Origin of the sequence: Sphingomonas sp. (assembly GCF_036388215.1) — a bacterium.
In the GTDB taxonomy this organism is placed as follows: Bacteria; Pseudomonadota; Alphaproteobacteria; order Sphingomonadales; family Sphingomonadaceae; genus Sphingomonas.
In genome coordinates, this window is the sequence record NZ_DASVSH010000001.1 from 60,257 (window position 1) to 79,692 (window position 19,436).

At 64.5% G+C, this 19,436-nt stretch carries 20 protein-coding genes; 5 read left to right on the forward strand and 15 right to left on the reverse strand.

Features of this window, described 5'->3' with window-relative positions; genetic code table 11:
- Positions 1 to 9 precede the first annotated feature (9 nt).
- The 8 genes from VF617_RS00305 to VF617_RS00340 all read right to left on the reverse strand — a co-directional run bounded on the left by VF617_RS00305 (position 10) and on the right by VF617_RS00340 (position 5,797).
- A complete protein-coding gene (locus VF617_RS00305; protein WP_331012854.1) occupies positions 10 to 1,746 on the reverse strand; it encodes a relaxase/mobilization nuclease domain-containing protein in 1,737 nt (578 codons plus the stop codon).
- Between the two features lie 247 nt (positions 1,747 to 1,993).
- Entirely contained in the window at positions 1,994 to 2,698 is a 705-nt protein-coding gene (locus VF617_RS00310; RefSeq protein ID WP_331012855.1) for a lytic transglycosylase domain-containing protein, read from the reverse strand.
- The gene (locus tag VF617_RS00315) at positions 2,698 to 3,042 is read right to left on the reverse strand and encodes a DUF736 domain-containing protein (RefSeq protein ID WP_331012856.1); all 345 of its coding nucleotides are present in this window, start codon (positions 3,040 to 3,042) and stop codon (positions 2,698 to 2,700) included. Before VF617_RS00315 ends, VF617_RS00310 begins: the two co-directional genes overlap by 1 nt.
- Positions 3,026 to 3,622: a S26 family signal peptidase gene (locus tag VF617_RS00320; RefSeq protein WP_331012857.1), complete on the reverse strand. Its 597-nt coding sequence runs from the start codon at positions 3,620 to 3,622 to the stop codon at positions 3,026 to 3,028. The genes VF617_RS00315 and VF617_RS00320 overlap by 17 nt, the downstream gene beginning before the upstream one ends.
- Complete coding sequence (locus VF617_RS00325) at positions 3,619 to 4,149, reverse strand: DUF2840 domain-containing protein (RefSeq protein WP_331012858.1); 531 nt, start codon at positions 4,147 to 4,149, stop codon at positions 3,619 to 3,621. Before VF617_RS00325 ends, VF617_RS00320 begins: the two co-directional genes overlap by 4 nt.
- Complete coding sequence (locus tag VF617_RS00330) at positions 4,146 to 4,421, reverse strand: helix-turn-helix domain-containing protein (RefSeq protein WP_331012859.1); 276 nt, start codon at positions 4,419 to 4,421, stop codon at positions 4,146 to 4,148. The genes VF617_RS00325 and VF617_RS00330 overlap by 4 nt, the downstream gene beginning before the upstream one ends.
- A 121-nt stretch (positions 4,422 to 4,542) precedes the next feature.
- Positions 4,543 to 5,298 carry a DNA -binding domain-containing protein gene (locus VF617_RS00335; RefSeq protein WP_331012935.1) on the reverse strand — a complete coding sequence of 252 codons (756 nt, stop codon included), beginning with the start codon at positions 5,296 to 5,298 and terminating at the stop codon, positions 4,543 to 4,545.
- 175 nt (positions 5,299 to 5,473) lie between these two features.
- Positions 5,474 to 5,797 carry a DUF736 domain-containing protein gene (locus tag VF617_RS00340; RefSeq protein ID WP_331012936.1) on the reverse strand — a complete coding sequence of 108 codons (324 nt, stop codon included), beginning with the start codon at positions 5,795 to 5,797 and terminating at the stop codon, positions 5,474 to 5,476.
- A 752-nt stretch (positions 5,798 to 6,549) separates the two neighbouring features.
- Between VF617_RS00340 and VF617_RS00345 the strand changes: the two genes are divergently transcribed.
- From VF617_RS00345 to arsB, 4 genes are read left to right on the forward strand one after another with little or no spacing between them, the layout of a single operon-like run.
- Entirely contained in the window at positions 6,550 to 7,005 is a 456-nt protein-coding gene (locus tag VF617_RS00345) for an ArsI/CadI family heavy metal resistance metalloenzyme (protein WP_331012860.1), read from the forward strand.
- The gene (locus tag VF617_RS00350) at positions 7,005 to 7,364 is read left to right on the forward strand and encodes a helix-turn-helix transcriptional regulator (RefSeq protein ID WP_331012861.1); all 360 of its coding nucleotides are present in this window, start codon (positions 7,005 to 7,007) and stop codon (positions 7,362 to 7,364) included. The genes VF617_RS00345 and VF617_RS00350 overlap by 1 nt, the downstream gene beginning before the upstream one ends.
- A complete protein-coding gene (gene arsC, locus VF617_RS00355; protein WP_331012862.1) occupies positions 7,334 to 7,789 on the forward strand; it encodes an arsenate reductase (glutaredoxin) in 456 nt (151 codons plus the stop codon). Before VF617_RS00350 ends, arsC begins: the two co-directional genes overlap by 31 nt.
- Positions 7,786 to 8,868, forward strand: a complete 1,083-nt coding sequence (arsB, locus tag VF617_RS00360) for an ACR3 family arsenite efflux transporter (protein ID WP_331012863.1) — start codon at positions 7,786 to 7,788, stop codon at positions 8,866 to 8,868. Before arsC ends, arsB begins: the two co-directional genes overlap by 4 nt.
- A 21-nt stretch (positions 8,869 to 8,889) precedes the next feature.
- Here the strand turns inward: arsB and VF617_RS00365 are convergent, their stop codons facing one another.
- Positions 8,890 to 9,057, reverse strand: coding sequence for a hypothetical protein (locus VF617_RS00365; RefSeq protein ID WP_331012864.1), 168 nt, complete (start codon positions 9,055 to 9,057; stop codon positions 8,890 to 8,892).
- Positions 9,058 to 9,434: 377 nt separating this feature from the next.
- Between VF617_RS00365 and VF617_RS00370 the strand changes: the two genes are divergently transcribed.
- Positions 9,435 to 11,324 (forward strand): competence protein CoiA family protein, encoded by a 1,890-nt coding sequence (locus VF617_RS00370; protein ID WP_331012865.1) that lies wholly within the window; start codon positions 9,435 to 9,437, stop codon positions 11,322 to 11,324.
- Between the two features lie 2 nt (positions 11,325 to 11,326).
- On the opposite strand, the gene VF617_RS00375 is transcribed toward VF617_RS00370, so the two are convergent.
- The 6 genes from VF617_RS00375 to VF617_RS00400 all read right to left on the reverse strand — a co-directional run bounded on the left by VF617_RS00375 (position 11,327) and on the right by VF617_RS00400 (position 19,324).
- On the reverse strand, positions 11,327 to 11,968 hold the full coding sequence (locus VF617_RS00375) for a hypothetical protein (RefSeq protein WP_331012866.1): 642 nt from the start codon (positions 11,966 to 11,968) through the stop codon (positions 11,327 to 11,329).
- Positions 11,969 to 12,364: 396 nt separating this feature from the next.
- A complete protein-coding gene (locus VF617_RS00380; RefSeq protein WP_331012867.1) occupies positions 12,365 to 14,701 on the reverse strand; it encodes a DEAD/DEAH box helicase family protein in 2,337 nt (778 codons plus the stop codon).
- Positions 14,701 to 16,704 carry a site-specific DNA-methyltransferase gene (locus VF617_RS00385; RefSeq protein WP_331012868.1) on the reverse strand — a complete coding sequence of 668 codons (2,004 nt, stop codon included), beginning with the start codon at positions 16,702 to 16,704 and terminating at the stop codon, positions 14,701 to 14,703. Before VF617_RS00385 ends, VF617_RS00380 begins: the two co-directional genes overlap by 1 nt.
- A 385-nt stretch (positions 16,705 to 17,089) precedes the next feature.
- Positions 17,090 to 17,983, reverse strand: a complete 894-nt coding sequence (locus VF617_RS00390) for a HEPN domain-containing protein (protein ID WP_331012869.1) — start codon at positions 17,981 to 17,983, stop codon at positions 17,090 to 17,092.
- Positions 17,984 to 18,029: 46 nt separating this feature from the next.
- Positions 18,030 to 18,221: a sigma factor-like helix-turn-helix DNA-binding protein gene (locus VF617_RS00395; RefSeq protein ID WP_331012870.1), complete on the reverse strand. Its 192-nt coding sequence runs from the start codon at positions 18,219 to 18,221 to the stop codon at positions 18,030 to 18,032.
- Positions 18,222 to 18,403: 182 nt separating this feature from the next.
- Positions 18,404 to 19,324, reverse strand: coding sequence for a DUF2493 domain-containing protein (locus tag VF617_RS00400; protein WP_331012871.1), 921 nt, complete (start codon positions 19,322 to 19,324; stop codon positions 18,404 to 18,406).
- Positions 19,325 to 19,436 lie beyond the last annotated feature (112 nt).

Sequence of the window (19,436 nt, forward strand, 5' to 3'; positions counted from 1 at the left end):
CGGAGCCTCCTAGATGCCGAGGCCGCGGCTGCGGCCGAGTGTCCAGTCCACGCCTCCCGGCGTCATCATGCCGGTGACGGTTGCCCCAAGCTGGCGGTCGAGCGCGGGCCGCCAGGGCACGAGCTGGAAGCCGAGCCCATCGTCGATCATCGCGAAACGACCCGAGGCGAGCGTCACGCGCTCGCGATAGGTGCCGGCGATCGTCGATCCGGGAGCAGGTTCGTATGGGGTGAGCCCGGTGCGCTGAGCGATCCGCTCGGTGGCTTCGTGCAGTTCGGCGGACCGCAGCGTCTCGATGAGGTTCGGGGCCAGAGTGACACGGCCACCGCGGCGGCTGGCCAGCCCCTCGGAGATGAGATGCTCCTCGCGAGCGGCAAGCGCGGCATGAACCTCGCCGCCGAACCCCTGGTTTGCCGGAGCGAAGTCCCGCGCCAGCAACTGCCGGTCGAGCCAGGTCGCGCCGCGCGCCTTGACCTGCTGGTCGAGGGTGAGGTCGCTGCGCACTGCCAGTGCCGCGCGGGATGTGCCGCCCCGGTCCTGCCAGTGCCGCAGCTCGACGATCGCGCCGGGACTCGCATCGCCGGTCAGCTCGAGGTCGGCGAAGCGGAGGTGATGGTGACGGCCGTCGAGGCCGTCGACGATCGCATAGGCGCTGCCGGCCAATTCGTCCTGCAGCCCGCGGGCCACCAGGCGGCCGACGATCGTCTCGGACGCGCCTGGCGCATGAATCGCGAGCGATCCTTCGCGTAAAGCAAGCCCGGCCTCGCGCATCGCGCGGTGCATCGTCTTGATGATGTCGCCGCGGTCGCCGAGTTCGCGGAGACTGGCCTCGAAGTCAGGCTTCAGTGTCCAGCGCGCGGTGCTCGCAGGTGCGGCGAGGCCCAGGCGCTCGAGTTTCTGCGCGCGGCCCGTAAGCAGTAGCTCGCGGTGCGAGGTCTTGGCGCCGGGCACGGGCCGCAGGTCGATCACGCCTTCATCGCTGGCCCGGCCGTGTAAATTTCGGTCCAGGCTGGTCCATCGGTCCGCCTCGACTTCGCGGTTCAGCGCCTGCTCGATTTCCCTGGCGCTCCGCGGTCCCAGTTCGAGGGTCACTCGCGCCTCGGCACGACCACGAAGCCCATGCGACATATAGGCCCGATCGATCACCAGATCGGCGCCGTCGCCGGCGACCCCGCGGACCAGCACATGGACGTGCGGGTTGTCGGTATTCCAGTGATCGACCGCGACCCAGTCGAGCGGTGTCCCGAGGTCCCGCGCCATGTCACCCATCAACTCACGCGTGAAGGCCTTGAGGTCGGCAAGCTCGGCTGCATCCTCAGGCGACACGATGAAGCGGAAATGGTGCCGGTCATCGGCGCAGCGTGCGGCAAAGCCGTCACCATCGGCGCGCTCGACTCGGGCATCGAACACCGAGGCGTCGCGGCCGTCGCGCGTGACGCCGTCGCGTTCGAGATAGGCGATGTGCCGGGCGAGCGGCGCGGCGCGAAAACGCGCCCCGGTGTGCCGGACGATCCTCGCCTTGATCACCACACGGCGCGATGCGGACGATCGCCGGCCCGCCAGCGCGGCGCCGCTCCCTCGCCCCAGCCTCCCGGTCCCGCCGCCGCGCCGTCCCGGCCGGCGTGCGTAGCCGGCGCGGGCCGCGGCCCGCTTGACCTGGGCAGCGAGCCCGAGCGGACGCACGCTCCCAGACCCCCGGCTCTTCCCCTTTCCGGGTCGAACGCGGAAATCATCATCGCCGCTCATGATCGTAGTTCCGGCGCCATTGCCGGCGCCCGAAGCATTGAAATCGTTGGTAGAATTGGGGCAAGCGACGGCAGGTCATCGAAAGCGACGGCGCAAATTCGCCAGTCGCCACAACCATTTGCATGCCCGCAGACAGCGGTGCTTTTATCTCGCCATCCCCGACTACCCCCTCCTGCCGTCTCCCACACCGAGCCTCTCGCCCATAGTTCCAATGGAGAAAGAGAAAGCACAGCCGAAGCAGATCCAGTCATTTCGGAACTCCCGTCCGAGGCACGAAGAGGGACTCCCGGGGAGTTTCGGACGGGCGTGATTCAGGTTTGCTTTGCGGCTCGGGAGACGAAGATTCGCGCGGTTGATCGATGTCCTCGGCCGCGATTTCCGACGCACCGACGAACAGCCCGCCATGCCGCCAGGCATCGGGATCAGGCAATGCGCGAACGGGCACCGGAGCATTGCCGCCCATCATCCGCCCCGACAATTTGGCGACATAGGCGATGGTTTCGGGAGGCAACGGACGTCCGCCGAGATACGCTTCGTAGCGCCCCGGGCCGGCATTATAGGCTGCGAGAAAGCCCGGATCGCCGTAGCGGTCGAGCAACTCGCGAAGATAAGCAGTGCCGGCGAAGATGTTGTCGCACGGGTCGAATGGATCGGTGCCGAGCGCGTAGCGCAGGCGCAATTCCCGCCACGTTCCGGGCATCAACTGCATCAATCCCATCGCGCCCTTGGGCGACACCGCGAAGACCGCGCCATTGCTCTCGACCGCGATCACCGCGCGAATGAGGGTGTCCGGCATGGCAAAGCGCTGGGCGGCGCGTGCGATCGGCTCGTCGAGCGTCACGATCGACGAACACGCCGCCGATGCGGGCCGTGCCTGCACGCTAGCCGCCGCCGCGCACAGGCAGGCCAGCACCGCCAGAAGGCGGTAGCGCCGACGGCCGATCGCGCGCATCACTGCTGCTCGGGCTCGCGGCGGCGCTGATTGCGCTGCCAGAAGAGCAGATGCGGCTGGCCTTCGATCGTTGGCCGGAACAGGTTGGCGCGGATCGCGCGGGGGAATTGCGGGTCGTCAATGACGATGGCGATATAGGCACCGGCGCGTTCGCCGGTGCGCTTCCAGCCGGCGCCGACCTCGGGCCCGTCGCCGTCTTCCCCCAAATGAACGCGATAGTCGGGCGCGTTCCTGATATCGCTCCGCGTCGCGGGAACGATCGTCAGCGCCGCCCCGATCGCAAGGGTCTCGAGGCGCCCGGAAAAGCCGTCGCCGCGCTCGTGGAATTCACCGATATTGATCATCACCTGGCTCCTTGGTCTTCGGTTCAGTGGAGAGATTTCGCCCGGCAGGCGCGCTTGCCGGCGCAGTCTCACCGCCCCCGGGAAGCCAAAGCGGATCGAGCACCGCGACGATTCCGCGCGCCGGTACCGGTCCGAAATATCGTCCGTCGAAGCTGCCGGCGGAGGCGGGATTGAGCAGAAATACCTCGCCGGCGCGCAGCGTCCGGCAGCCGCTCCAGCTCGGCAGCGCGCGACCGATGCGATCATGGAGTCGAGCTTCGGCAACGCGCTTCGCGTCGATCAATATGGCGACGCCGGAGCGGCAGACGGTCTGCCCGGCTACGGCTGCGACATGCTTCAGCATGGGAACGCGCAAGGGCAGATAGCCGCGTTCGGCCATCAGCCGGGCGACCGGCGCAGGCGCGTGCGCCGCGACGAGATCGCCGAGCCTGGCGCTGGATCCGGCCCGCGCGGAATAGAGACCGATCGGCAGGCTGGCGCTGGCGTTCCAGACCAGGCGCGGCGCCGGTCGCACGAACGCCGGAATAACCACGGCGCCGATCGCGCAATAGCCGGTGAGCAGGATGCCGAAGCGGTTCATGCGGCCAACTCGCGGCGGAGCAGCCATGCGCGATGGCGCGCGAGCGAATAGGCGCGCGGGCGATGCCCCGCGACCAACCGATTATGCGCGTGACGCCAATAATCGGGCGCGACGGCGCAAGGATCGACGCCGAGGTCTTCGACGGCGTCGATCAGCGCCAGGCCCAAACGCACCTTCGGCCAGCCGCCCAGATGCAGGAGCAACTCACCGCCGGGCGCAACACACGGCAAGGTCGAATAGGCCTCTCCGGGCGCGACGGCGCGAATGATATCGAGCCGCGAGAGCACTGTTCCATAGTCGTTCGAGGCCCAGCGGACGAACGCGAACAGGCTATCCGCCGTGAAGGACAGCAAGCGGCGGCGCCGGTCGAGGACCTGGTCGAGGATGGGCGCGCCGAAGCGAATCCAGCGCTCGGTCGCCTGCTCGACCCAGGTCAATTCGACCGTGGTTATCCCCGCGACGGGAGAGCGCTGTCCGCTTGGCGGGACAGCTTCGCCGGCCTTGGGCGAAGCGATGACGGCGCTCATCGCCGCACCGCGCCTTTGCGCTCGAGCACGCTCGTGTCGATCCGCTTGGCGGGATGAACGACGCTGGCGGTGGTGTCCGAGGTCGAGCGGCGAACGCCCTGGTCGGCCCAGCTGAGCAGGTCGTCTACCGAGTAGACGACGCGGCCGCCGAGCTTGCGATAGGCAGGCCCGGTTCCGTAGCAGCGGTGCTTTTCGAGCGTGCGCGCCGAAAGGCCGAGCAGGATCGCGGCGTCAGGCGTTCGCAGCAGGCGTTGCGCAGGCTGGGTGGTCATTCAGGATCTCCGGGCGTTGGCCCGGCAAGTGCTGAGGGCCCGTTCCAATCACGGGCTTCCATTGGCGGCAGATGGCGGCCCTGAGGGAGCGGCCAAAACCGCTCCCCGGAATATGTCGCCCCTAGCCTCTGAGCAGGTCGCGATAGCCGGATGCGGCAAGATTGCCGGCATCCGCGACGAGCCGCTGCACCCGCCGGCGTTCGCTCGTCGCCTTCCAAGCGAGCGCGTCGATCCCGCCGAGCCAGGGATAGACGATGCCAAGGCCAATCTCGCGATTGCTGGCGCCAGCCAGCGACGCGTCGAGGACGCGCAGGAGCAGCGCCAGGCGCTGCCGCTGCAAGGCGCTCGGCCGCATTACCGACGCCGGTTCGGCCATGGTCAAACCCGCGAACATCCGGCGCGCTGCGTCGCATGCGGCGACGCGCAGCGGGCGGCCGAGCGGCGGCAAGAGGATGGCCAGCGGCGCGCGCGGCGCGCCCGTCAGGACGTGCAGGCGATGCCGCACCCCGGCGACATCGAACACAAGGTGACGCCCGTCTCCGGCAATAAACTCGGCCAAAGGTGCGACATCGGGAAGCGTCGCAGCGCCCGAATAGCCGGCGTGGGCAGGCGCCAGCGAGACGATCTGCGAAGCGCAGTCGGCGCGCCAGATCGCAGGCGCCGATCGCACCGAACGGTCGGGATCGAACAGCCGCACCAGCCCCCAGCGGCGGGCTTCGGCGTGCACGATTTCCGTTCGCTCCAGCGCCGGCAAAGTATCACGCGAAGCCGCCCAGGCCCCGCGGTAGGCGGGATTTCGCCGCAGGAACTCCTGCGCGAAATCGGCGCGATCGTGCTTCGCGAGCCGTTCGGCATGCGCCGGAAATGGCGGACGGATGGAGACTGCGGACGCTCCGGCTCGGGACTATTCCCGGTGCCAGGCTCGCGAACCGCATGACCTGTTCGAAGGCCCGAAGATGTCGGGCCGTACTCCCCGCGTGGGTACAACCGCGCCTCTGCGCCAAGCAGGCGAAAGGCGCCCCGCCGGTTCCGGCGGGGCGCCTTGGCCTCGATCAGTCGTTGCTGGAGCGGCGCGGCCGCGACCAGATCAGGCTGTAGGTCTCACCGCCCTCGTCGTCGAAGAGGTTCGCGAAGATGGGCTGGGTGAAGCTGGGATCGTCGAGCTTGACCGAGAGATAGTCGCGCTGCTCGGCGGAAGTCTTGGCCCAGGCGGCGCCGATTTCCGCGCGGCCGACAAAGACCCGGTGGGTAGGCGCGTTCTCGTTCGGGCGATTGTCGTCCGGAACGATCCGGACGCCCTTTGCCTGGACGCTGAGGGTCACGATCGAGCCCTGATATTCCGCGCCGACCTTCTTGAAGCTGCCGATGTTCGCCATGGTAGTAGTCCTCAGATTTTCGGGACCGCCCCATGCGGCCTCGATGGCGTCCGAAGGCCGGGTGCGCATGACGCCGCAGCTTGCCCGCAGCGGAGCGAAGGACTGCCCAAGCGGACTTTCTTGCCTCGCGAGGAATGGGCGCAGCCCAGGGGAAGAAAGTCCGGCGACGCAGTTGCGGCTAGTCAGGCGAGGCGAAGCCGTCGCCCGGCCAGACAGCCATTGACGAGGCCGCAGGGGGGGCCTGGAGTCACAGGACGGACTTTGGCGTATCGCGCGCATCAGATCTGTCGGCGTGGCAGGTCGCGTGCCATTACCCGCGGTCAGGCGTGGGTCCGAGCCTTCCGGACGACAATCGCACGGACGAGGGTTTCCACGATGATCGAAGCGCCGCCGCGCCAATCGCTGCCCGGGAGCAAAATCAGCCGAGAAGTGCCCATCCGATCGTCAGCGAACGCCCACTAACCGCCGCTTCGAGCATCCCTTCGGAGAGGCGGTGGGGGCGCTCTGCCATCGTGCATCGTCCGGCACCGAGTCAGCGAAATTCGAGGCCAGCGCGCCACCGGAACGGCGGGACGCCCATCGCGAGGCAGCATGCGCAACGGTGAAGGTGCTGCCTGCCCGGCCAGGAGACCGGGGCGCCTCGCCGCGCCTCGCGGACAACGGCGCAGACTTCTCCCTGAACCATCCCGAGCCTTGACACTCCTATATTACGGATACACCCGTATTATCATCGAATCGTAAGGAGACAGTCCATGAAGCGCATGCATCTGCACGTCAGCGTGCCCGATCTCACCCGGTCGATCCAGTTCTACGAGACACTGTTCGGTGCAGCTCCCGTCGTCGTTAAAGACGACTATGCCAAGTGGATGCTCGACGATCCGAAGGTCAACTTCGCCATCTCGGAGCGGGCGCGTGCGGCGGGTGTCGATCATATCGGCATCCAGGTCGACAGCGCCGAGGAACTCGGCGAGCTGTCCGACCGGCTGAAGGCCGCCGGCGCCGATACGTTCGACCAGGAGGCGACGACCTGCTGCTACGCGAAGTCGGACAAGAGCTGGATCCGCGATCCGGCGGGCGTGCGCTGGGAGACCTTCTTCACCTTCGGCGAAGCCACCAGCTACGGCGAGGACGAGGTATTGCCCGAGCCGTTGGCCGCAGCCTGCTGCGGTCCTGCCGACGCTTCCGCACCCAAACAGGCGTGCTGCTGATGAAGGCGGCCGAAGCGATTTCCGGGCTCTCGGCGCTGGCGCACGCCGGGAGGCTCGAGGTCTTCCGCCTGCTGGTCAGGGCCGGCAAGGACGGGATGGCCTCGGGCGAGATCGCGCGCGCGACCGGTCATGTCCCCCAGACGCTGTCGGGCAACCTCAACATTCTCGGGCATGCGGGGCTGGTCGCCTCGCGCCGCGAGGGCCGCTCGATCATCTACACCGCCGACTATGAGCGGATGAGCGGCCTGCTCGGATTTCTGATGGAAGATTGCTGCGCGGGCTCGTCGGAGATCTGCGCGCCGCTGGTCGATATCGCGACCCGGGCGGCATGCTGCCCTCCGCAGGGTGCGGTGCAGTGATCGATATCGTCGTCTATCACAACCCGGCCTGCGGCACCTCGCGCAACACCCTGGCGATGGTCCGCAATGCCGGCATCGAGCCGCACGTCGTCGAGTATCTCAAGACCCCGCCCTCGCGGCCGATGCTGGTTTCGCTCATCGAGCGCATGGGCATCACGCCCCGCGATCTGCTGCGGGAGAAGGGCACGCCTTTCGCCGATCTGGGTCTCAGCGATCCGTCGCTCTGCGACGAGCAGCTTATCGATGCGATGATGGAGCATCCTGTCCTGATCAACCGGCCGATCGTCGTCTCCCCGCTCGGCGTGAAGCTGTGCCGCCCGTCGGAAGCAGTGCTCGATCTGCTGCCGTCCGCGCAGCGGGGCGCTTTCAGCAAGGAAGATGGCGAGCCGGTAATCGACACCGCCGGCAAGCGGGTCGGCGCGTGACCGCCGCCGCGCCGCCCAAGCCGGCCAAGCCGGCCATCAACACATTCGAGCGCTATCTGAGCGTCTGGGTGGCGCTCTGCATCGTCGCCGGGATCGCGCTGGGCTATGCGATGCCTGGCGTGTTCGCCGCCGTCGCCAAGGCGGAACTGGCACGGGTCAACCTCATGGTTGCGGTGCTGATCTGGCTGATGATCATCCCCATGCTGCTCAAGATCGACCTCGGCGCGCTCGGGTCGGTCCGTCAGCACTGGAAGGGCGTCGGGGTCACGCTGTTCATCAACTGGGCGGTCAAGCCCTTCTCGATGGCGCTGCTCGGCACGGTGTTCCTGGGATGGCTGTTCCGGCCGTTGCTGCCCGAAGCCGAGATTAGCTCGTACATCGCCGGGCTGATCCTGCTAGCAGCCGCGCCCTGCACCGCGATGGTGTTCGTCTGGTCCAACCTTTGCGACGGCGACCCCGCCTATACGCTCAGCCAGGTCGCGTTGAACGATCTCATCATGGTGTTCGCGTTCGCGCCGCTAGTCGCCCTGCTGCTCGGGGTCGCGTCGATCACGGTGCCATGGGAAACGCTGCTGATCTCGGTCGGGCTTTATATCGTCGTGCCCGTGATCGTCGCGCAGCTCGCGCGGCGCGCCATCATCGGGAGGGGCGGCCCGGCGGCGATCGACCGGCTGCTCGCGCGTCTCGGGCCCGTGTCGCTGGCCGCGCTGCTGACCACGCTGGTGCTGTTGTTCGGATTCCAGGGCGAGGCGATCATCGCACATCCGCTGGTGATCGCGCTCATCGCCGTGCCGATCCTCATCCAGGTCTATTTCAATGCCGGCCTGGCCTACTGGCTGAGCCGCCGGTTCGGCGTGGCGTGGTGTGTGGCGGCACCCGCCGCGCTGATCGGCGCCTCCAACTTCTTCGAGCTAGCGGTTGCCGCGGCGATCAGCCTGTTCGGACTTACCTCGGGTGCCGCGCTTGCAACCGTGGTCGGCGTGCTGGTCGAGGTTCCGGTCATGCTGTCGGTGGTATCCATCGTGAAGCGTTCGCGCGGCTGGTACGAGCGCGGCGCGGGAGCGCCGCCGCTCATCTGAGCTGCGCCCAAGTGCGCGCGGTCAGCGTGCGAAGGGATCATATTCGCGAATGATCAGCGATGGGTCGCCGTCGAAGTCGTTTGCTTCGGCAACGCCGAAACTCCTGTCGCCGATCCGGAACACCACCACGATCGTCATGAGGGTGCGGGCAAGACTCCATGCGTTTCTCTGGGCGAGGTTGAGCGGCATTTCGATGCTCCTGTCCGGGAGCGGGGACCGCTCCCGCTCGACAGGCGCCCGAAGTGTCCGGCACATGGCCGCAATCACCGCGAAGCCGCAGGCGTAGCGGCCGCATGCAAAGCATAGCGGACCCTTTACGGGTTGATGGCGTCAGGCCGTGGGCCGGTCCAAGGAAGTGCCTCAAAGAGCGGGGATGCCCCAGCGGCGGGGCTGCGATTCCGATCCCACGCTCACTTGCAACCGAGCTGCCGGTTCGCCGCGCTCGACGGATCTGCACAGGTTTTTGGATGTCCAAGGCTGGGCAGCGTTGCGACCGAGCGCCGTCCGGCGCACTATTTGGCCACCGCAGGCCTGCGATTATCAGGCATTTTAGGGAGCCCTTCAGCTTGTCGGACATGGGCCGGTTCGATGCTATTCCGCAGCCGCCGCGACGCCCGTGCGACGGTGGCCGGTTCGCGGTGCGGGCCGGAGCCGGCGATCTCAAGGTGCCGTTCGCACGCTGCGGCGACGGCATTGCGCGGCATGTTTCGGTGGTCACCGGTCGCGCCCAAGGCCCCTTTCATTGCCTCGGCTGCGAAGAGCGGCTGACGTTGAGGCAGCCGGTCAACAAACGCCGGCACTTCGCGCATCGACCCGATTCCCACTGCACCGGAGAGACGGCGCTGCACCGCTATGCGAAGGAGCTGCTGGCGCTTCGCAGGCGCCTCACGCTGCCGGCGCTGGTCCTGCACAAGGAAGGCGTCATGGTCAGCGTCTTCGACGCGGGCAGATATGACTTCGATGAAGTTCATCCCGAGTATCGGATGAACAGCTTCCAGCCAGATGCGGTCGTGCGCTATCGCGGCGTGGATCTCGCCGTCGAGTTCCTCGTCAATCACGCGGTAGACGCCGAGAAGCGCGCCAAGGTGCGCGAGCGCGACATTTCCATGGTCGAGATCGACCTGTCCGGAGTGAACGCCGGAACGATGGACGCCGACGAACTCGACTCGGCGATCCTACATACGGCGCCGCGCAAATGGATCCACCACCGCAAGTCGGCGGCTGCGCAAGGGCGCCTCGACAGCGCGGTGGCGGCGAAGCTCGCCGAGCGCGGAGCCAAGCTCAGAGGCCATATCCTACGCAAGCGGCGCGCCCCCGTCCCGCAGGATTGGAAGGATGAGGCAATGCCCGCCGTTCGGCGGGCGGAGCTCGAATCCCACCTTGGTCTGGAGGCGGAAGGCCGCCATTGGTTCACCGTTTCCGACCGCTTCTGGCAGGCCGAGGCATTATACCGCCACATTATCAAGCCGTGCGAGCTCTACACGCCCGGCGGCAGGTGCCTCGAAGTGAAGGGCGAGTTTCCGAACGAGCGCGACCTCTCGTCGAAACTGCCCAGATGGATGATCCGCACCGATCTCAGCGACTATGGCGCGAAGCGCCTGGGCGAGGCAGGGTTCAGCCGCGAGGCCTATGGTAGTGCGCACAGCGCAGTATGGGTCTATTTCGCGAATCTTGCTTCGATGGGCCGGTCGGTTTTCTGGAGCCGGGAAGACCAGTGCTTCTATGTCGAGCAGGAGTTCCACGGCATGCTGCATCGGCGCGTTGAACTGCACCGTATTGTGACCCGCCTGCTGCGAGCAGCCGAGATCCAGGACTGCGAGCGCGCCTATCGAGCCTGGGCGAGAAGCTTTAGGGCGGGCGGTGGAACGCCCGCCGACCTCGCACAAAGCGGTGGCGAGGATTATCGCGACCTCGTCTCGCGGCTCGCTAGGCTCGAGACGATGGTTTCGGGCTACACTCCGAAGGTGGTCGACGATCTATGCAACCTTCCACTGGAAGCGATCCAGGACCGCAACGAGGCAGCAATCGCCGCCGAGGAGGCGAAGAGGCTTGCCTCGCTTCAGCAAGCGGCCGCCGGTCGTGTCGCGTCGATCCGCTCACGCGCCTATGCGCTGCTGGAAGGCGAGGCGGCCGAGTGGCTCGCACGGCGGATTGAAGGAACCGACATGAGCCTCCTCGACCATGCCGGCGAAAGCGAAGCGGCGCTTGCGCAGCTCGAACGCCGGTTAGCGCAGGACAGCGACACCCGGCAGCACTGGATCGCGACCGAGCGCCGCCACGCCCAATTGCGGGGACAACTGTCAGAGGCCGCGAAACGCGCCTTTCCCACCTCGCAGCTCGCCGAGTTGTTCCTCAATTCAGGGCACCCGCGACTGGGCGGCAGCCGCCCGATCGATCGCTGCCAAAGCGAGCAGGATCTGGCCTTCATTACCGGCCTGATGGCGAAGAAAAAGTGACGTCACGCCTTGGGCTCATGGTTGGCCGGCTTGTACCGGCCCCACCGTCCCCACGGGAGCGACCGCAGCCCATCGCGTTCGACCAGGTCTGCGCATTCGCGCAACATGTCGGCGACGGCCTTCCAGCGAGGTCGATCGTCCTCGGCATATTGCACCAGTGCGGACGCTCCGGTCGCGATCCAGACCTCGCCGACATCCCAAAGGAAGTCCATTTTCCGGCGACCGGCGGGAATGGCGTAATCCTTCATGTCCCAGAACCAGCGACTGAAGGCCGTGTAGAAGTCCTTCCGCCAGGAATGGCTTTCCCAATAGCGGGCGTGCTTGCCTTCCGGTGGCTGCGGGGGTCCTTCCGAGTCGGCTAAGAGCGTCTCGAACTCGGGCTTGGGCCATTCCGGCTCCAAATCCCCGCCCTCCTCCAGCGCGCCGAGTCCCTCATGGACGATCGTGAGCATCGCCCCGACCAAGGCCCGATAATCGGTAGGGGGCTTCCACTGGGCGTGGGCCTCCAGCAGTCCTTCCGCCGCCGCCTTGAGAATGGTGAAGTAGACCAGAGCATCGCTCTCGCCCGGCGTTCGCCCGGCATGTTCTTCGACGACCCGGCCCATCCAGGCCGCAACCACGTCGTCGAGCGAGCCGTCCCTCATCGAATTCCCTTCCTCTCCAGCTCGCGTTGCATCGCGAGGAGATCGGAAATCCTAGTGGCCGCCATGGTGGTAGCAAGGGAAGGATGGGCTTCCGGCGTGGGAGCATCGTCGAACGGTGGAAGTGTTCGATGCAGAGCATCGACCGCCGCCGCAGGCGGCCGCAAACGGCTGCGCTCTCGCGAGAGGCCGGCCGGCAGGGCGGCGTGCGCGCGGGCCTGTGGGCCAGCCGCCGCCCTGACCTCCGGCCGCGCGAGTGCGTCACGCGGAAAACAAGAGCATGCGGACCCTGGCGGCTGCGCAGCAGTCCGCCAGAGCACGCACCATTGATCCCCGCGTTCCGCTGCGTCCTGGAACTGCCAGCGACCATGGTGGCCGTGAGCAGTCAAGAATGCGGCGTCATGGAAAAGCCACTGCCAGCTTTACCGCTTCGCGCTCGTCGGCAGCATGGACGCCGTGAAGTTTGCCATTCTTCCAGCTCCAAACCGTGTAGCCGACCTTGCTTACATGGTTCAGCTGGCCGGACGCGGTTGCGATGGTCTCCCCTTCGGAGATCAGCCTCAACACGACCTTCGCCGGCTCCCCAAGCGTATCGATATCAAACAGCTTGGAAGCGCCGGCCTCCAGAAGCAGATGATCGCCCTTTGTGTCGATCGCGATGACTGCCCTATCCACCCACACCAAGAAGTCCGGCCAATAGGTCGAGGCGGTCCCGAGCTCGAGTAATGGGACGTAGAAGCCGCTTCCGCGTGGATTGCGCGCCCACACCCGCTGGGTTCGATCGAGCGCGCGCGCGAACTTGAGTTCGAGGCCGTTCAGGCCTGAATAGCGTTTGTGCAGTGCCTTGGTGAAGGTCTGGGCGTCGGACGGATCAACTAGTACCGGACCGACAGAATGCGGCGCGTCAAAGTCATTTTGAAATATGCGCGAGTGCGCGACGTAGGCTTCAACGACCTTTCTCGCGACCTCGCGCACATGATCCGCGGCCGGACTGGTCAATTCGATCAGTGCGTCGAACTTGGGGATTTCGATATCGACCAGGTTGATGGGGCCACCGGCTCGGCGAAGCGCGCCTGAATACAGCCTTTGCAGCTCACGCCGGAAAATCGCTCGAGCGGTAACACGGTTGCTGTGTTCGATCTCGACCCATTCGTAGTTCGCCTCCGCACCTGTGCCCACCTCCTGGAGTACGAGCATGCGACTGCCTTGGCCGACCGTGTTTTCGCCGCCACTGGTGAAGTCGAGCATTTTGGCGACCGCCTCGGCGATCGGCTTCTTCGCACTCTCGGAATGGATTCCGACTGTTGGCACAGTTCGCGGGGGATTGGGCTCTACCTTCTCCATCACGCGGCCCGAGGCCGACTTCTTTATGACGAGTTCGATGTCTGGATGGGCGCTGCCGAGCTGCTGCCTCACATCCTCCAGAATATCGTCGAAAACGCCCTTCTCGTCGCTCCGGATGTAAAAGTGCGCCGTATTTAGGACCGGGTCGCTATAGTGCTCCGCACCGGGCTGTCGCAGTACGCGGCCAATAACCTGTGTAATCTGCCGGGCCGACGCCATTTCCTTATCGATATAGGCGAACCCACAGGTCGGGTCGTCCCAGCCCTCCTGCAAACCGAGATTGAAGATGATATGTTCGAAACCTCCCTGCAGAAAGCTGGTGTAGTCCTTGTCCCCGCCGGAGAGGATCCGCATTGTGCGTGGCGCGGGAAAATTCTTTGTAAATTTGAGCTGCGAGTAGATTACGATCTTTGACGGATCGATGCCGGCGTTTTCGACCAAATGCCGCCAGATCAGGATGGGGCGCGCCTGGCGTTCGGTATAGGGCCGCTTAAGATCTTCGCTGATGGGAGCGCCATCGACCGTGTTGGTGCTGCAGACGTAGATTGCCTTCGGTCTGAACGGCTCGGCCAGCGTTGCGGCTGCCGCTTGAGCGTCCGCCATATCCGCCAACAGGGCGTCGACGGCAGTTTCCATCGGAGTGACATAACCGCCGATCGCGATGCGTTCTTTGACCAACGCCGCTTCTACGACCTCCGTGCTGGCAACCGAGGTCGTGAAGTCCGCGGTCTGCCAACCACGATCGTTCCGCAAGCGATTGATCGTCGATTCGAGGCGCTCTGGCAAAGCCATGGTTGCGCTCGCGGAGATGATCGCGTCGGGGGACAGCTCGAGGAGCCGGCGTGTTTGCAGATCGGAAAGGTTATGACCTTCGTCATAGACCACAACCAAGGGGCGTCGCAGACCGCTTTGTGTGCGGCGCTTGCGCAAGAGATCCCACAAGGATTCCGAGGCCAGATCAAGCTGGGCCTGAAACACCTTGCGATCGCCGCCTGCATCATCTTCGACTGCGAATTTGCCGACTGTGACGACGAGCAGAAGCGGGGTCGCACCATCATCGAGGTCTGATGGCGCTACTTGCAAGAGCGGCTTCACGGTGAAGCCAGCCAAATTGTCGGCATATTTTCCGGCGGACAGATTGGCGTAGGCTTGGGAGACGACGATGCGCCCTTTGGACATCCACAAAACCACGGGCGGGACCGACATCCGGTCACGAATCTGCGAGATCGCGTCTGCCAGGATCAGCGTTTTTCCGCTGCCGGTTATGGAGACCAATGTCTGCAAAAAGGGAACGCTCGTCGTCCGATCGACAAGGAGCGGGTCAATCGCATAGGTCGCATAGCGTTCGGCGATTTGCGTCGAAGCAGCTTCTTGAAACTTGAACAGCTGCATCAAGCATCACCGTCGGGCGAATTGTATTCGTCGTTCTCGTCGAGTCCCAAATGGGCCAGGATGCGATCGGGAATCTTCCAAAACCGGACATTGGGCGACTGGAACGTCTCATATCGCGCGTACACATGGTATGGGGTCTTAACCCCCGCGCGCTTGGCTTCGGTAACCACCGTTTTGTAGGTTTCTAGATCGAGCGAACCCACCGGGCCGCCATTGTCCCAGATCAGAAAATAGCCTTCACCGGCTTCATCGGTTCCGATCAGATACTGAAACCCGGTTCCTTCGAAAAAACTTAAATTGGGTGCGCTGCGCTTTTGCGTTTCCCAGTGCGACGTCAGCACGATGTCGATTAGCTCATTTCGCTGCATCGAGAGGACAGTTTTCGCATCGATCGTCTTGGTGAGAAGACGATATTCAAAGCCGCCGCCAAGTGGTTCGACCTTTGCGCCGGAGGGCCGTTCTCCAGTGACGGCGTTCTTCAGCCGCTTCCAGGTCAGCGTCCGAGCATATTTATCACCATTTTCCGGAGCCCCCTGCTCGATCAAGATGAACCGGCGATTGGCTTCCTGCTCGGCGTTAAGCTCCAAAACCGCATGCCCCGTAGAACCCGATCCGGCATAAGGGTCGAGCACGAGCCCATCCGCTGGGCACCAAATCTGGATGATCTTGCGCAGAAGGCGAAGCGGTTTCACGGTATCAAAGCCGTGATCGCGGCCAACGATCTGGTCGAGTTCGCGCTTGGCCAAATCGGTGTGCCCCGACTCCGTGTGCGGCCAAGTCACCGAGCCGATATCGACCGGCTGCTCATACTGATCCTCATCCCAAAAAGTGGTCGGGACTTTACCTTCGCGGATCTTAAATACGTGGGTCTTCAAACGCGGTCGCCCGCGGCCAGGACGTCTCGCCCGGTCATCGCGAAAATAGAGATGCGGCCAATTGCCCTGTTCTCGACGCACTTGCGCCTTGGCGGCTGCGCTGCGCACAATCGGGTCCGCTCCGGGATCATAGCCGGTTAAAGCTACGCCCGAGCCCTTTAGAACGAGCGCCTTTCCGCGACCGTCACCGAGATCCTTCTCCACATAAGGAGAGCCCCACTCGTTGAGATACTCGCGCGCCTCTGCTTTGGTGAAATTGACCCAATGCGCGCGAGCCTCGGGAATTTCACCATCAAAGCGATATTCGCCATTTGGATAGTGCAAATGTCCGGTGACCGGGGATTGGATGGCATATGCGGTCGCATCGCGGTGCTGCCGCGCCGTAGGGTCCGCCGGCAGCCAATCGCCGTCTGGGTCGCCATCGAGATTCTTGGGCGTTCCTCGGTCAAAATCAACGCGCCCGGTCTGTGCACGTACTTTGTCCTTAGCGTACACGAGTACATATTCAGTCGTTTTCGCGACCGTCTTGGCATCGTTCTTGGGCGAATAGGCCTTTTGCCAATTGATGATCCCGAGCCGATTCTCTTCACCGAAAACTTCGTCGAGCATCATGCCGAGATGGAAAAGCTCGTTATCGTCGATGCAGATTGCCAGAACACCGGAGGGCTTGAGCATGGCCTTCATGACCTGAAGCCGCGGCATCAGTGCCTTGATCCATTTCGTGTGCCGCGAACCGTCCTCTTTGCTTACCAACGTTCCGAGTTCTGGGTCATTGGGATCGCTGTCCCAGCGATCGTTATACCGGAAATTGCCGCCGGTATTATAAGGCGGATCCGTGAGGATCAGATCCACCTCCCCTCGGTATTTGTGGAGGGTGACCATGGCCTGAAGGTTCTCACCTTCGATAAGCAGATTGCGTGCCTGATCGGCGGTAGGACCGACGTGTAATTTGGGTTCGCGACGGGTCACTCTCGGGCGAACGCGGCGATAAATTTCAAGGGCGGTTCGCTTGCCAAAAAAACTGAGCGCAACGCCGTGCGAGAGCAAACCTCGGACCATTCTCTCGAGGTCGTCGCGATCGAGCCTTGCAAGCTCGGCCCCTAACTCGTCATCCCGTACTACGCTCATTCACGATCGCCTTCTAACGCTCTTCGTTGTCGAATAGCGTTCCCATTTTGTTCAAAGCCGATACACCAGATTGGACCGCATTCAAGGATCCTTATCCGGGCCGTGAAGGCTGAGGGCAACCCCGCCGGGACTGCTTTCAAGACGACAGCGTCTGCCGCCTCCGCGTCAGTTGCTTAGTGCGTAACGAAGGAGAGATGTGGCGGCATCTTCCTGGTGCGCGCGATAATGCAAGCGGGGGGCGTGTGGCCTATTGCCCTTTGCACTCAACCGATTGGCGGGAGCCAGAGCTAATGACCAGTTCGGGACCGAGTACCCGGAGGGCCAATGACGGCAGCCGAGTGGGCAGCGTCGTCAAATCGTGCCGTCTTTCCCTTCGGAACGCTGCCTAAGACTGAAGTGCCGAAAGGCGATCACGACAGAGGCCCTCAACAATATCGCGCAGCCGCTTCACGGAGGTTGCCAATGTCCCAAGATCTTCCGCACTGATCGCGTAGCTCGGCGAATAGCGGGCCTCGACGTAAGCGCGCTTGAGCAACTCGAAACGGCGACGGTCGGTCCGAGTGCTGCGAGGCCACGCGTCTACCAATCGCGGTTCCTTGTCCTCCGAAAGGGACCGAAGAAATTTGATGTTGTGAGAGCGAGGAAAATATAGGGTCCAAACGAGCAGATAACATATGTACGCGCGCTCGGTGGCTTGGTGGAGCGTGAAGACAGCGTCGTTCACCTCGCCTGCGGCACGGTAAAAGTCGGCGCCGTTGATCGCGCTATCGATCCTGCCAAGCCAATGATCGAAATACTCCTGCGCCATCGCGAGCGCGTCAGCAGGCGTCAACGGCTGCGGAGTGGCGAGCGCATGTTGGGGCAGCTCGTAAAGCAGGACACCATCGCGAACGATATCGACCCAGAAATACTCGCCGCGCTGAAGCGCCTTGTTCACCTCATCGAGCGTGTGAACGATGATGTTGACCGGGCGCCGGACAGCGGGATCGTGGAGGATCTTGTCCTCGGCGATGTACCAGTAGCCGGCGATGTCGGTCAGGTCCTCGTGGCTGACGATTACCAGTAGGTCGAAGTCGGACTGGTACCCGTTCTCGGGCTCGTCGACCCAGTCGTTGCGGGCGTAGCTGCCGAACAGGATGATCTTGAGAATCTTGCCGGTACGCTTCCACGGCTGGGTCGCGGTCGAGATCGCCTGCGTGAATTCGGCCATCAGCGTGTCGCGCACGCGCGCGAGCTCCGCCTGTTGGACTTCGGGGAGATGGTCGAGATCGACGCGCATGTTCAATTCCTAGCCGCGGCGGGGCGTTTCCTCAATGTTCCCGCGGTCATTTGTCACTTGCCATCAGGTGCCGCATTGCGCCGGCCATGAGCCGTTCGACCTCCGTAACGGGGATGTCGAGCTCGGTCGCGATTTGGATGTAATCCCGATCGCGATAGCGCGCCCGGTCGAACACCTGGCGTTCGGCCTCGGGCATCGTATCCAGCGCGCGGCGAAGTCTTCGAAGTTCGGGGTCCATGGTCTTCTCCATTGCATGCCGGCAAAGCCGGGCGACGGAGACCGACAGGGTCCGCGCTCGGAGGTGGGCCGCACCCTGGGGCCGAAACGCAGTGGAGGACTTGGGGCCTGGGCCCCAAGTTGCGGCCCGCCGGCGCGGGCCCAGGACGGGCTCGCCCGGCTTTGCCTGTTGCAAAGTGATCATCATCGCCGACGATGATCGAGCACCGCGATTCCGGCAGCTCGCGCCTTGTCGAATAGATTGTCCTGGATGCCGCCGCCGGGGAAGATGATGATTCCGCGGGGCATGATCCCAAGCACCCGGTCGTTGCGCTTGAACGGTGCCGCCGCCCGGCTGTGCTTCGCGAAGTCGGGTGCGAATGCGACCTGGGGCACCTTGCGCTCGGCTGCCCACAGTGCTGCGATGCGCTCGGCGCCGGTACGCGATCCGCCATGCAGCAGCACCATCTGCGGGTGCCGCCCGTGCACGTCGTCGAGCACCTGCCAGATCCTGCGATGGTCGTTATAGTCCGAGCCGCCGCTGACGTAGATGCGCTCGCCGGGAGGCAGGAGAAGCTGCGCATCGGCCCAGCGGCGACCGTTGGTGAATTCGCGGCTCTCGATGACGGCGGCCGTCATCGCGCGCCGGTTGAGCACCGAGCCGCTGCGCGGCAGCCAGGCTTTGCGAAGATGGTGGCGGAACTGATCGGCAAAGGCTTCGCGAAACGCCTCCATCGCGTCGCGGCGCTCGATCATGGTGCGACCTTCGGCGATCGCGGTTTCCAGCTCGACCGACTTGACCTCCGAACCGTCCTGCTCGCGCTGGAGGCGGCGCTGGGCGAGCTCGTTGCCGTCGAGGTCGCGTTCGATCCGTTCGACCGCGCGATGGAAGACGTTAGTGAACCCCCAGAGCAGATCCTCCATGTCGGGCTCGAGCCGGGTGTCGCCGAGACAGGCGATCATTGCATCGAACGTGTCGGCCGCGACCCCTTCGACCAGCCGACCTTCGGGCAGTGGCCGGGGATCGAGCTCGTCGTCAAACGGCCTGCGCCCATACAATTCGAGTTCCTGAAGCAACTCAGCGAATTGCGAGCCTTGCGGCTCCTCGCGGTCATCGTCGGCCATGGCCTGTCTCCTATCTGCGACCGCGCCCTCGCGGCCTTCCGGCGACAAGAGGCGGCGGGAGGAGCGGGCGCGCACCTCCAGCGAAGCGGCCGGCACAGCCGGGGAGGCCGAA